The following is a 13,431-nucleotide window of genomic DNA, read 5'->3' as shown; positions in this document are numbered from 1 at the left end:
TGCAATCTGGACGGCTGGCGGATTGCGTTCGGAAAAGTCGATCTGTACCTAAATCGTGCGCAGGTATGTTGGGGCGTAATCGACCAAGAAAAAGGTATTCCATAACTGTGCTTTCTGATCAAGCGGATTGGGTGCGGGGGCGTTTCGCTATCAGGATCCGCTGCTCGGGCACGCCCCAGCTGGCAAGCTTTGGACGTTTGCTTCGCGTTGCAATGCAAACCACGCGATCGCCAATCCGCCGAACGTCACTACGGCAGCGACCCATGTCAGCGAACCGAGTCCCGGCCCGCGTGCGACCACCACGCCGCCCAGCCATGCGCCCAGTGCGTTGCCAAGGTTGAACGCGCCGATATTCAAGCTCGAAGCAAGGTTTTGCGCGTCGTTCGCTTTATGCAGCACCCACAATTGCAGCGGCGGCACGGTGGCGAAGGCGGCGACGCCTAGCAATCCGACGAACAATACGGTCGACACCTTGCCATGCAATGCAAAGGTCATGACGCCAAGTACAACGATCAAGGCGATCAACGTCCCCAACAGCGCACGCGTCAAATTGCGATCGGCCAGCTTGCCGCCCAACAGATTTCCCGCGATCAAGCCGATGCCGAAAATCAGCAGGATAGGCGACACCGCGCTTTGCGCGAATCCTGTCACGTCGGTCAGGATCGGCTGGATATAGGTAAACACCGTAAACACGCCGGCGAAGCCGAGCACCGTCATCGCCAATCCAAGCAGCACCGAAGGATTGGCGATCGCGCGCAATTCATCGCGCACCGCAATGGACTTGCCTTGTGTATCGCCAGCCGGGACCAGCGCAGCGATCACGATCATCGCAAGCACACCGATGGCCGCCACCGCCCAGAACGTCGAGCGCCAACCAAAATGCAAGCCGAGCCATGCGCCTGCCGGCACGCCGAGCAGTGTGGCGATGGTGAGGCCGGTGAACATCACGGAGATCGCCGAGGCGCGACGATCCGCAGCGACCAAACTTGTCGCCACCACCGAACCCACGCCAAAGAACGTACCGTGCGCCAGCGAAGTGATGACACGAGCCAGCAACAGCAAGGTGTAATTCGGCGCGAGCGCGCAGGCCAGATTGCCGATGGTGAAGATTGCCATCAGCCCGATCAGCACTTTTTTGCGCGGCAGGCGACTGGTCGCCACCGTCAACACCGGTGCGCCCACGAAAACGCCCAATGCATAACCGGAAATCAGCAGGCCCGCCGTGGCGATACCCACCTTCAAATCGGCAGCGACCTGGATCAGCAGGCCCATGATCACGAATTCGGTAGTGCCGATACCGAACGCGCCGGCCGCCAAAGCGTAAAGCGCCAACGGCATCGGGCGGGACGGGGAGGTGTTCATGCGATGGCTCCTTAAAAAGCGATGAGCCACAGCGTAGGCGCTTGCATCTTCTGTAAAAACAGCCAATATGAGGAATCATTTTCAATAAAACATTGAAAATATGGACCGCGTTGGCGACCTCATTCTGTTTATGCGCGTGCTTGACCAAGGTTCGATCAGCGCCGCCGCGCGCAGCCTCGATCTTTCCGTCGCCGTGGCCAGCCAGCGCCTGAAACGGTTGGAGCAGCACCTCGGTGTGCGGCTGCTGCATCGGACCACCCGCCGTTTGCATCCCACTCCGGAAGGCATCGCCCTGGCCGAGCAGGGCCGCACGCTGGTGGAAGATCTGGAAGCGTTGACCACGGGCCTGCGCCAGAGCGCCACCGATGTCGGCGGTACCTTGCGCCTCACCGCGTCCGCATCGTTCGGCCGTCAATACGTGTCGCCGTTGCTGCCGGCTTTCATGGCGCGTTATCCGCGCGTGCGATTGAGCGTGCATCTCACCGACGAAATGCAGGATCTGATCAGCTCGGGTTTCGATCTGGCCATCCGCATCGGCGCCTTGCACGACTCGCGTTTGGTCGCGCGCAAACTCGCCGCGAATCGGCGTGTGCTGTGCGCCTCGCCGGATTACTCCCGCCGCTGCGGCACACCGAAAACACCGGAAGATCTCGCCAAGCACGAATGTCTGATGCTGGTGGGTTCGTCGGGGCGTCAAGATGTGTGGCGCATGCACGATGCGCAAAACCAGTTGCACACGGTACGTGTGAGCGGCAGGTTGGAATCGACGCTGGGCGAAATGCTCCGAGATGCGGCGCTCGCCGGCCTGGGCATCGCGCAACATTCCACATGGCACGTCTGCGACGATTTACGCGCGGGCCGGCTGAAAATCGTGCTGCCGGATTATTCGATCGCCGACACGGGCATTTACGCGGTGATGCCGCAACGACGCCTGGTGCCGTTGCGCGTGCGCATGTTTGTGGATTTTCTGGCGGAACAATTCGGCGATCCGCCGCCGTGGGAGCGCGGATGGGACGCGTAATCGCATGGGTGACAAAAATAAAAACGCGCCGCCTTTCGGCGACGCGTTTTGTATTCGATAAAACAAAAATCAGGCTTTGTTCTTGCTGCGCGCCACGCCGGCCATGATTTCGGCCTTGGCTTCTTCGGCGCCAACCCAGCCTTCCACCTTCACCCATTTGCCCTTCTCGAGATCCTTGTAGTGCTCGAAGAAGTGGCCGATGCGTTCCAGCCAATGCGCGGAGACGCCCTTGATGTCGTGGATGTGCGAGTAGCCCGGGAAGATTTTCGGCGACGGAATCACCACCAGCTTTTCGTCGCTGCCGGCTTCGTCTGTCATCTTCAGCATGCCGACCGGATGGCAGCGGATCACCGAGCCCGGCACCAGCGGCAGCGGCAGGATCACCAGGGCGTCCAGCGGATCGCCGTCGCCGCCGAGCGTGCCAGGCACGTAACCGTAGTTGCAGGGGTAGCGCATGGGGGTGGAGAGAATGCGATCCACGAAGATCGCCCCGCTTTCCTTGTCCACCTCGTATTTGACGGGTTCCGCGTCCTTGGGAATCTCGATAACGACGTTGATTTCGTTCGGCACGTCGCGGCCGGCGCTAACCATATCCAGGCCCATGGGGCACTCCTTACCTATAACCAAAGCGGGGAAAGCCACTCAGGATACGGCAAAGCTTGCCGCGCTGCACCAAGCGGCCGTTTAGGCGGCTGTCCATGCGTTCAGCGGAGGCGCTTCGGGGCGCGGGTTAGACGGACTCGAAGTGATCCAGGCATTGGCCAAATAGCTGCATGGCCTCGCGCAATTCGTTGACCGACAGTCCGCAATAGCCAAGCAACAGGCCCTGACGTTCGGGCGGCTCAAGGTACAGCGGCGCCGTCGGATAAAGGCCCAGGCCCAGGTCGTGAGCATAGGCGATCAGCGCTTCGGCGCGCGGCGCGTCGTAGCCACGCAGCGTGATCATCAAATGCATGCCCGATGGCGTATCGGCGAGCTCGACGCGATCGCGCGCGTGTTCCTTCAATCCTGCAACTAGCGCTTCGCGCCGCGCTTTGAGTTCTTTGCGCGCCATGCGCAGGTGACGCTCGAAGCCGCCGTCTTCCATAAAGCGCGCAAGCGCAGCTTGCTCGATCACGGGGCACGCGACGTCGTTGAGATATTTCGCGTTGATAAAGTCCGTGCGCAGCGCCGCCGGCATCACGATGTAGGCGAGGCGCAAGCCGCCGAACAACACTTTGGAGAACGTGCCGACGTAGATCACGCGATCCTGTTCGTCGAGCGAACGCAGCGCGGCGAGCGGGTGCGCGTCGTAGCGAAACTCACCGTCGTAATCGTCTTCCAGAATCCAGCACTGATGCTTTTCGGCGTAGCGCAGCAGGGCGATGCGGCGCTCCATCGAGAGGATCGAGCCGGTAGGGAAATGATGCGAAGGCGTGACGTAGAGGAAACGCGGCGATTCGGTCGGAAGCTCATCGCACACCAGTCCATGTTCGTCAGTGCGAACCGGAACGATGTCTGCGCCGTGCGCGATCAACGCCTGATGCGCCAAAAAATAATGCGGCTCTTCCAACACCGCGCGATCGCCTTCGTTCAACAGCACGCGCGCCGTTAATTCGATCGCTTGTTGCGTGCCGCTGACGATCAGTACATCTTCCGGTTGCGCTTGCACGCCGCGACGGCGCGCCAAGTAATCGCAGGTTTGTTGACGCAACGCGGGAAAGCCGGCCACTTCGTTGATATTCAAACGCGTGTACGCCGCCGCGCGCGCCAGCTCGCGACCCCACGCATTGTTGAGCGCGGGATTGATCACCGGGTAACCGTATTGAAGGTTGTAACGCGTGCCGCGATGCAGGCGACCGATGCTCCAGTCGCGCACTTCGCGCGCACGTTCCGCATAGCGCGAAGGTGGCGGCAAGCTGGTGCGCCCGTGATGCGGCGCGGGCCTGGCTTGCAGGTGGCTGACGTAACTGCCCGAACCTACGCGTCCGTCGATAAAACCTTCGGCGCGCAGTTGCTCGTAAGCGGCCAGCACTGTGGTGCGTGAAAGCTGCAATTCCTCCGCCAATTCGCGCGTCGGCGGCAATTGCGTGCCCGCTACAATGCGGCCATCGAGGATGGACGCTTTCAACGCTCGGGTCAGCTGGTCGTACAGCGGCCCGCGGCCGTCCAGTTCGAGATACACGCCGTCCCTCCGATTGGCTCTACGAAAATACGAGCAATTGGCTATGGAGGGAATGTGCCGACATACCTAGTCTGCACATGCCGTGGGGCCTAGTAACGAATTCTTTCTGTCCTCCCCTCCCCAGGAGACAGACCCGGCGGTGACGATGTCTCCCTCACTTCCCACACCCGCGGGGCGGTTACCTCTCTCACAATCGCCTCGCGGGTCTTTTAGGGAAGTTACGAAGCAATCATTGAGTGACAACTATGTCGATACCTGTTGATTCCAGCGGGCTGCACGTTTTGCGCGCCCGTCGTGTGGTGATGTTTGCGGCGATCGTTACCGTGGCGCTCGCGGTGGCGGATCTGATTTTCGCGTCGACGTACTGGTACGCCACACATAGCGTGCCGCCGATGCGCTTGGCGCAGAACATTGCTTCGGGTTTGCTGGGCAAACGCGCATTTATGGGCGGTGACGCGACGGCATCGCTCGGCGTGCTGCTGCACTTCGCCATCATGGCGGTGATGGTCGGTGTGTATTACCTGGCGAGTCGTCGCATGAATGCGCTGATCGAGCGGCCGTTGTTTTACGGAGCGCTCTATGGCGTAGCGCTTTATGTCGTGATGAACGGCATCGTGTTGCCGTTGTCGGCAGCGCCCGCGTCGCCTTCCATTCCGAGTTGGATCCTCGCCAGCATCCTGATGCACATGATCATCGGGCTGGTCATTGCGTGGAGTGCGAGCAAGGCGCGTACGTTCTAGATCTCGCCATGCATCAACGCGAGGACGTCTGGAACGGACGTTCTCGCAGCCACTTTGTCGCAATCCACTTTTCGCCTTTTTCAACCGGCAAGCCGGCATGCAGCGATGCGGTATCGCCGGTGTCGTAGGCGAAGTAAACGGCGGTGCCGCGCAACGCGGTAACGGTAAGGCCGATTTCCGGAAACGCGGTGCCGCCGCCGGCCTCGGGCGTATTCAAATACATCACTATGCTTGCGATGCGCTGGCCGCCTTTAGCGGTAATCGCGGGAAATCCCGGTTCTTCGGGATTGAACCAGTCGAAATGGGGTTCGTATTGCTGGCCCGGCAAATAGTGCAGCACCTGCAAACCTTCGCCGTGATCGACTGGAATGCTCAACATCGTGGCGATGCGTTTCTCGATGCTTCTCACCAGCGGCGTTTCACCGATGGTGAAGAACATGCCCTCGCTGGTGCGGCGCGCATCGACCTGATGTTTACCGCTGCGATCGACCGTGCTGGCGCGCTGCAGGCGCGGACTGGATTGCTCGATCAGCGCCGCACATTCTTCCACCGAAAGAAAATCATTGAGCACGCGCAACTCGGGCGAATCGACGCTCAGGCCGACATGCACCGTGCGACCGTCGACAACGACGTGCGGTGCTTCGGGATGTCGCGTGCGACGCCCCTTGCTTGCTGAAGCGGATACGTGAGGATCCAGCGCCGATATCGGCATATTCAGCACGGTGGCGACGATGCCGCGGCTTTGCCGCGGGTCGTAGCCGGTTTCCTGCATCAGCTTGAGCACGGCGTCGACGCTGTGCCCGGCGCGCGTGGTGGTGAGAATCCACTCGCGAAGTTCGGGGCGTATGGGGAGATGCGATTTCATAGACCGATTTTATCCCCACTCCTCGTCGAGGAGTGGGGATAACAACGCGTTACTTCAACTTGTCCCACAGGAATTCGTAAGCAAGCGCGTGCATATACGCCGTTTGCTTATTGTCGGCGCCGGCGCCGTGACCGCCTTCGGTGTTCTCGAAGAACCACACGTTTTTGTAGCCCATGCCTTCCATCTTGGCGGCCATCTTGCGCGCCTGCACCGGGCCGACGCGATCGTCGCTGGTGGTGGTGTAGAACAGCACCGAGGGATACGCAGTATCGGCTTTCATGTTCTGATACGGCGAGAACGTCTTGATGAATTCCCATTGCTTGGGATCGTCCGGGTTGCCGTATTCGGCAATCCACGATGCACCGGCCGATAAATGGATGTAGCGCTTCATATCCAGCAGCGGCACTTCGCATGCAATGGCGCCGAAGAGCTGCGGATACACCGTCAGCATATTGCCCATCAATAAGCCGCCGTTGCTGCCGCCTTCTGCGCCGAGATGCTTGGGCGAAGTGACGCCGCGTTTGATCAGATCGTCGGCGACGGCAGCGAAATCTTCGTAAGCGCGCGGACGATTCGCCTGCAACGCCGCTTGATGCCAGCGCGGACCGTATTCGCCGCCGCCGCGAATATTGGCGATGACATACACGCCGCCACGTTCCAACCATGCACGTCCGACGCTGCCGCTGTAATACGGTTGCAGCGCCACTTCGAAACCGCCGTAACCGTAGAGCAGCGTTCGGTTCTTGCCATCGAGCTTCAGGTTTTTCGACGCGATCTCGAAGTACGGCACCTTGGTGCCATCTTTGGATGTAACGAAATGCTGGCTCACCTGGAACTTCGACGCATCGAAGAACGCCGGGCTGTGCTTGATGGATTGCGCCTGGCCTTCGCCCAGCACGCCGCGCTCCAGCGACGACGGTGCGAGAAAACCAGTGACGCCGAGCCAGTACTCGTCGCTATTGTCCGGATCGGTGTCGAGCACCGAAATCGTGCTGAATTGCGGTGCGCCTGGCATCGCTTCGTGCGCCCAGGTGCCGTCGTCTTTTGCCGTCAGTACATCGAGTCGGCTTTTGACATCGTCCATGATGTCGAGAATCAGGTGATGACGCGTCCACATATAGTTGGACAGCGCGGTGTGTTCGTCCGGCGCAAACAAGGTGGTGAATTGGCGTTTGCCGGCGATAAAATCGTCGAACTTCATCGCAATCAAGGCGCCGGACGGATACGTGGCGCCGCCGACCGTCCACGCGTCGCGCAACTGCACCACCAACCATTCGCGATGCGCATCGACGTTCGCCGCATCGACCGGCACATCCAGATGAATCAGCTTGCCGTCCTTGAGCTGATACGTATCGCTATGGAAGAAGTCGTGGGCGACGGTGATGAAGTCGCGCTCGAAACCGGGCGTGCGGTCATGCGCTGCGCTTACTGCCAGATCGTCAGCCTTGCCTTCGTAAACCGTCGTCGCGGCGCTGAGCGGCGTGCCGCGCGTCCATACTTTGGCGATACGCGGATAGCTCGATGTGGTCATCGAGCCCGGACCGAAGTCGGTGCCGACGTATACGTGGTTTTCGTCGATCCAACCCACTTGCGTCTTGGCGACCGGTAGCAGGAAACCATCTTTGACGAACGATTTGCTGGGAATGTCGAACTCGCGCACTTCCACCGCATCGCCGCCACCGGGCGAGAGGCTGACCAGGCAGCGTTTGTAATCGGGTTTCAGGCAATCGCCGCCTTTGAACACCCAGTGCTTGCCTTCCGCCTTGTTCAACGCGTCCATATCCAGCAGCACGTCCCACTTGGGATCGGCTTTGCGGTATTCGTCCAGCGTGGTGCGACGCCAGACGCCGCGTGGATTCGCCTTGTCCTGCCAGAAGTTATAAAGGTAGTCGCCGCGACGTTCGACATACGGAATGCGCGCATCGGAATCGAGCACTTCCAGAATGCGGTCGCGCTCATGCGAGAACTCGGGGCCGCCGGCGAATTGTTTCTGCGTGATGGCGTTCTGGGCTTTCACCCAATCCATCGCGCGATCGCCGTGGATGTCTTCCAACCAAAGATAAGGATCGTCGGTACTGGCGGCCGCACCTGGGGCCGCGGTGTCATGCGCTTGGGTCATGCCGCCCATTATGACGGTCAGCACCAGGGCAAGGCGCATCGAAGTTCTCAGGCTCATGCTTCCGCTCCGTGGTAGGGCGCAAGACCGGCGCTTGCGCGGAAGCGCCAGGATGCCTGATCGCGATAAAAACGCCAGTGGGAAAGGTCAGCTTTTTCGGGCTTATCGATCTAGGCCGGGCTATGCCAGCTCGATGCGGGACGGGATGTTTTGGGCGAACGGCGCGTGTCCGTGCGCGCCAGTGCGCGGGCCATGCGTCGTACGCCTTCTTCAAGCTCGGTCTCATTGAGGAAGCTGAAACCAAGGCGAAGATAGGGCTGAACGCGCTGGTGGAAGTCGTAACGCGTCGCGCTGAAAAACTGCACGCCTTCGCGTTCGCCTTCCTGACTCCAACGCTCGATATCGATGGCGTCGTCTGCGCGCGCCCAAAGTCCCATGCCGCCGTCGGGAATGCGAAAACGCAAGGCGCTGCCGAGATGCCGCCGCAGCGCGTCGGCGAGCGCATCGCGGCGCGCGGCATAAGCGCGCTGCATGCGGCGTACATGCCGCAACAGTTCGCCGTCTTCAAACAATTCGGCGATCGCACATTCCATGGCGACATCGCTGCGCGGGTCGCTGGCTGCGCGCAATGCAGCCAGGCGTTCGAATACGGTCGGTGGCGCGAGCACGAATCCGGTGCTGATACCCGGTGCTAGCAAGTTGGACAACGAACCGATATAGATGGTGTTCGCGCGACCGTCACCCGACGCAATGGGCAACACCGGTTTGCCGACGTAATGGAATTCGTGGTCGTAGTCGTCTTCGATGATGGCGAAGCGATGCGCCAAAGCAAGCGCGGCGAGTTTGGCGCGGCGCGCCGACGACATCACGGCGGTCGTGGGAAATTGGTGATGCGGCGTAAGAAAGACGGCGCGGATGGATTGATGCGTGAGCGCGTCCTCCAGCGCATCGACACTCAGTCCGTCCTCGTCCACCGGAATCGGCATCAACTGCGAGCCGGCAAGACGCAAAACGCTCCACGCGGGCGGATAGCCGAAACCTTCCACCGCCACCACATCGCCGGGAGACAGCAACATGCGCGCGACCAGATCGATACCTTGCTCCAGGCTGCGCGTCACCATCAAACAATCGGCCGACGCCGGCAACGCGCGGGTGCTGCGAAGCATATTGGCGAGCTGCTCGCGCAAACGATGATGACCGCATGGATCGGCGTAGCCGATCAGCGACTGTCCGCGCTGAGCGATCGCGCGACGGAATGCGCGGGTTAGCTCCGTAGCCGGAAACAATCGGGTATCCGGCAAGCTGTAACCCAGCATCAAGCTGCCGGGGCGCGGCGCTTTCACCGGTGCGATGGCGTGGACGGGCGAATGTCCGGAATGAGAAAGCGCATAAGTCGGTGCATCGCTCGCCGGTTGCGCAACATGCGTCGCGGATGGCGCGAGAGGCGAAACGAACGTGCCGCCGCCGACGCGCGTGTGCACCCATCCTTCGGCGGCGAGTTCTTCGTACCCCGCCACCACGGTATTGCGATTCAACGAAAGTCGCTCGGCCAATTCGCGCGTGCCCGGCAACGCTTCGCCGGCTTTTAGACGTCCGCCGCGGATATCGTCGGCAATCGCATTGGCGAGCTGCAGAAAGATCGGCAGTTCGTGTTTGGGATCGAGCGCAATGGTCAATGCCCAGCGACGCATGCGCGCACTATAGCGCCGCGAGAACCGTTGTGCCGACCGGACTAGCAGGTATCGCAAAAGTGGCGCTTTTGCAGCTAGTCCGGAATGTCCAAGCTACAACCGTTCGTCCCCACGGCGGTATGTCGTTACAACTGAGTGAAGGAGCATCCCATGCATCGGATTACGAGCGTGCTGGTGGCGGCTGCGTGTTTTGCCGGCTTGATTGCGCAACCATCCGCAATGGCGTCACCGGGTCAATATCAGATTCGCAATCTTGGCACGCTGGGCGGCGCGTCCAGCGGTGGCAGCAGCATCAACAATTTCGGGTTCGTCAGTGGCGTTTCCAATCTGCCAGACAATCAGAGCGAACATGCGACGGCGTGGCTTGGCGGCGCGACGCTGGATCTGGGCACGTTGGGAGGCGCGAACAGCGCGATCCTGTGGCCAGTGAAAAATAATTTCGGCGAACTGGTCGGCGTGGCGGAGACGGCGCAAGTGGATCCGCTGGGCGAAAACTGGAGCTGCTCGGCCTTCTTTCCCACCGTGACCGGTCATGTCTGCCAGGGTTTCGTGTGGCGCTGGGGGCATATGCAAGCGTTGCCGACCTTGGGCGGCAATAATGGATTTGCCACGGGCGCAAATGATGTTGGACTGATTGTCGGATGGGCGGAAAACACCGTGCACGATCCAACGTGCACACCCGGTTCAACTCAGGTGCTGCAGTTCAAGCCGGTGGTGTGGGGGCCCGATCCCAATGATGTTCGCGCGCTTCCGTTGGTCGGCACGGATACATCAGGTGCGGCGACGGCGATCAATGATCGCGGTCAGATTGTGGGCATCTCCGGTATTTGCGATCAGGCGGTCGGTCGCTTCTCGGCGATCCACGCGGTGCTGTGGCACGGCAACACCGTGACGGATCTAGGCAGCCTCGGCGTGCCGGCATGGAATACGCCGATGGCGATCAATCAGCGTGGTGTTGTCGTGGGATTTGCGAATGCGCCGGGCGGCGGCGATCCGGGCAATTTCAATGTGCATGCGTTTATCTGGACGCAGTCGACCGGGATGCGCGATCTAGGCACGTTGCCAGGCGATACGACCAGTCAAGCGCTCGGCATCAACGATGAAGATATCGTGGTCGGCGAATCGTGCGGCGCAAACGGATGCCGAGCGGTGTTATGGCAGAACGGCAATATCGTCGCCATGCAGTCGCTGGCGCCCGGTTTTCCCGACCAATTGGTGTCTGCGAACGATATCGACGATGCCGGCCAAATCACGGGACAATCGTTTGATGCGGTGGCGAATGAGAACTATACCTTTATCGCTACGCCGAACACGCACTAATGCATAGAGCGACAACCTCGCCCGATACATCGGGCGAGGTTGTCGTGTGTCGTCAAAGCAACGGCACCAACAACAGCGCCACGATGTTGATGATTTTGATCAGCGGATTCACCGCGGGACCCGCGGTGTCCTTGTAGGGATCGCCCACGGTATCGCCGGTGACCGCCGCCTTGTGCGCGTCGGAACCCTTGCCACCGAAGTTGCCGTCTTCGATATATTTCTTCGCGTTATCCCACGCGCCGCCGCCGGTGGTCATCGAGATGGCGACAAACAAGCCGGTGACGATGGTGCCGATCAGCAAGCCGCCCAACGCTACCGGGCCGAGCGCGAAGCCGACGATGATCGGCACCAGCACGGGCAGCAACGAAGGAATCAACATCTCTTTGATCGCGGACTTGGTGAGCAAGTCCACCGCGCGCGAATAATCGGGCTTGGTGGTGCCTTGCATGATGCCGGCGATTTCGCGGAACTGCCGACGCACTTCTTCCACCACGGCGCCGGCTGCGCGGCCCACCGCTTCCATCGCCATCGCGCCGAACAGATACGGAATCAATCCGCCGATCAGCAAACCCACGATGACGCGCGGATCGGAAAGATCGAACGTAAACGTCTGGCCCCCGTGCTTGAGCGCCAAATGGTGCGTGTAATCGGCGAACAACACGAGCGCGGCCAAACCGGCCGAACCGATGGCATAACCCTTGGTGACGGCTTTGGTGGTGTTGCCAACCGCGTCGAGTGGATCGGTCACACCGCGCACATCCGGCGGCAGTTCCGACATTTCGGCGATGCCGCCGGCGTTGTCGGTGATCGGGCCGTAAGCGTCGAGCGCGACCACCATGCCGGTCATCGACAACATCGCCGTTGCCGCCACCGCGATGCCGTACAAACCTGCGAGCGCATACGCGCCCCAGATCGCCGCGCACACCGCGAGTACCGGCAAGGCCGTCGATTTCATCGACACGCCGAGGCCTGCGATGATGTTGGTGGCGTGGCCCGTCGTCGAAGACTTCGCCACATGGCGCACCGGCGCATATTCCGTCGCGGTGTAGTACTCGGTGATCACCACGATCACGCCCGTCAGCACCAGACCTATCAGCGCCGCGCCGTAAAGATGCGTCACGCCAAGCGTGGCGTCGGCCATGAGGGCCGTGGTGATGGGCCAGAAGGCGATCGCCGCCAACACTGCGGAAACGATCACGCCCATATACAACGCGCTCATGATCTTGCCACCGGCGCGTGCGCGCACGAAGAACGTGCCGATCACCGATGCAATGATCGATGCGCCGCCCAATAGCAGCGGATACAGCACCGCGTTTGCGCCCGCTTGCTCGCCGACCACGCCGCCGAGCAGCATGCTGGCGATCAGCGTCACCGCGTAGGTTTCGAACAAGTCGGCCGCCATACCAGCGCAATCGCCCACGTTGTCGCCCACGTTGTCGGCGATCACGGCAGGGTTGCGCGGATCGTCTTCCGGAATGCCGGCTTCGACTTTACCCACCAGATCCGCGCCGACGTCCGCACCCTTGGTGAAGATGCCGCCGCCCAGGCGGGCGAAGATGGAAATCAGCGACGAACCGAAGGCCAAGCCGACCATCGCGTGCAAGGCATGCTCGGTGTCGTAACCGAAATGCGTCAGCGCCGCGTAATAACCTGCAACGCCCAGCAAAGCCAAGCCCACGACCAACATGCCGGTGATCGCGCCGCCGCGAAACGCGACGTTCAACGCGGAAGCCAGGCCACCGCGCGCCGCCTCGGCCGTGCGCACATTGGCGCGCACCGAGACATTCATGCCGATATAACCGGTAGCGCCAGACAACACCGCGCCGATGGCGAATCCGATCGCCGTACCCCAGTCCAGGGCGAAACCAATGACAACCAGCAGAATCACGCCCACCAGCGCGATCGTGCGGTATTGGCGGTTGAGGTAGGCGCGCGCGCCTTCCTGGATAGCCGAAGCGATCTCCTGCATACGTTCGTTGCCTGGCGACTTCGCCAGCACCCAACGTACGGAAACCGCTCCGTACAAAATCGCCACGACCGCGCAAGCTAACGCGATCCACAAGCCATACTGCTGCAGCATCGGTGCCTCCCCTCCAGTTGTGTCGACCGCCCCAGACGGACGGACCGGGGTCGAGTATAGGCAGACCTTGTG

General features: G+C 61.0%; 10 protein-coding genes. 3 read left to right on the top strand and 7 right to left on the bottom strand.

Annotated elements, in window-relative coordinates:
• Positions 1-150: 150 nt before the first annotated feature.
• Positions 151-1,362: an MFS transporter gene (locus L0U79_RS00135; protein ID WP_233839852.1), complete on the bottom strand. Its 1,212-nt coding sequence runs from the start codon at positions 1,360-1,362 to the stop codon at positions 151-153.
• 100 nt (positions 1,363-1,462) lie between these two features.
• Here L0U79_RS00135 and L0U79_RS00130 point away from each other — a divergent pair, with 100 nt between their 5' ends.
• Complete coding sequence (locus L0U79_RS00130; RefSeq protein ID WP_233839851.1) at positions 1,463-2,383, top strand: LysR family transcriptional regulator; 921 nt, start codon at positions 1,463-1,465, stop codon at positions 2,381-2,383.
• A 69-nt stretch (positions 2,384-2,452) separates the two neighbouring features.
• Here the strand turns inward: L0U79_RS00130 and ppa are convergent, their stop codons facing one another.
• On the bottom strand, positions 2,453-2,986 hold the full coding sequence (gene ppa, locus L0U79_RS00125; RefSeq protein ID WP_233839850.1) for an inorganic diphosphatase: 534 nt from the start codon (positions 2,984-2,986) through the stop codon (positions 2,453-2,455).
• Between the two features lie 127 nt (positions 2,987-3,113).
• Positions 3,114-4,547 (bottom strand): PLP-dependent aminotransferase family protein, encoded by a 1,434-nt coding sequence (locus tag L0U79_RS00120; RefSeq protein ID WP_233839849.1) that lies wholly within the window; start codon positions 4,545-4,547, stop codon positions 3,114-3,116.
• A 245-nt stretch (positions 4,548-4,792) separates the two neighbouring features.
• On the opposite strand from L0U79_RS00120, the gene L0U79_RS00115 reads away from it, so the two are divergent.
• A complete protein-coding gene (locus L0U79_RS00115) occupies positions 4,793-5,287 on the top strand; it encodes a hypothetical protein (RefSeq protein ID WP_233839848.1) in 495 nt (164 codons plus the stop codon).
• A gap of 13 nt (positions 5,288-5,300) precedes the next feature.
• Here L0U79_RS00115 and L0U79_RS00110 read toward each other — a convergent pair whose 3' ends face one another.
• From L0U79_RS00110 to L0U79_RS00100, 3 genes are all read right to left on the bottom strand, one after another.
• Positions 5,301-6,152: a 2OG-Fe(II) oxygenase gene (locus L0U79_RS00110; protein WP_233839847.1), complete on the bottom strand. Its 852-nt coding sequence runs from the start codon at positions 6,150-6,152 to the stop codon at positions 5,301-5,303.
• Between the two features lie 49 nt (positions 6,153-6,201).
• On the bottom strand, positions 6,202-8,328 hold the full coding sequence (locus L0U79_RS00105) for a prolyl oligopeptidase family serine peptidase (RefSeq protein WP_233839846.1): 2,127 nt from the start codon (positions 8,326-8,328) through the stop codon (positions 6,202-6,204).
• 110 nt (positions 8,329-8,438) lie between these two features.
• On the bottom strand, positions 8,439-9,959 hold the full coding sequence (locus tag L0U79_RS00100; RefSeq protein ID WP_233839845.1) for a PLP-dependent aminotransferase family protein: 1,521 nt from the start codon (positions 9,957-9,959) through the stop codon (positions 8,439-8,441).
• A 150-nt stretch (positions 9,960-10,109) separates the two neighbouring features.
• Here L0U79_RS00100 and L0U79_RS00095 point away from each other — a divergent pair, with 150 nt between their 5' ends.
• Positions 10,110-11,279 (top strand): hypothetical protein, encoded by a 1,170-nt coding sequence (locus L0U79_RS00095; protein WP_233839844.1) that lies wholly within the window; start codon positions 10,110-10,112, stop codon positions 11,277-11,279.
• A 52-nt stretch (positions 11,280-11,331) separates the two neighbouring features.
• On the opposite strand, the gene L0U79_RS00090 is transcribed toward L0U79_RS00095, so the two are convergent.
• A complete protein-coding gene (locus L0U79_RS00090) occupies positions 11,332-13,359 on the bottom strand; it encodes a sodium-translocating pyrophosphatase (RefSeq protein WP_233839843.1) in 2,028 nt (675 codons plus the stop codon).
• Between the last annotated feature and the right edge of the window lie 72 nt (positions 13,360-13,431).

The sequence above is a fragment of the Dyella sp. 2HG41-7 genome (assembly GCF_021390675.1).
Lineage (GTDB): Bacteria > Pseudomonadota > Gammaproteobacteria > Xanthomonadales > Rhodanobacteraceae > Dyella_B.
This window is presented reverse-complemented; position numbering and strand designations above follow the sequence as displayed.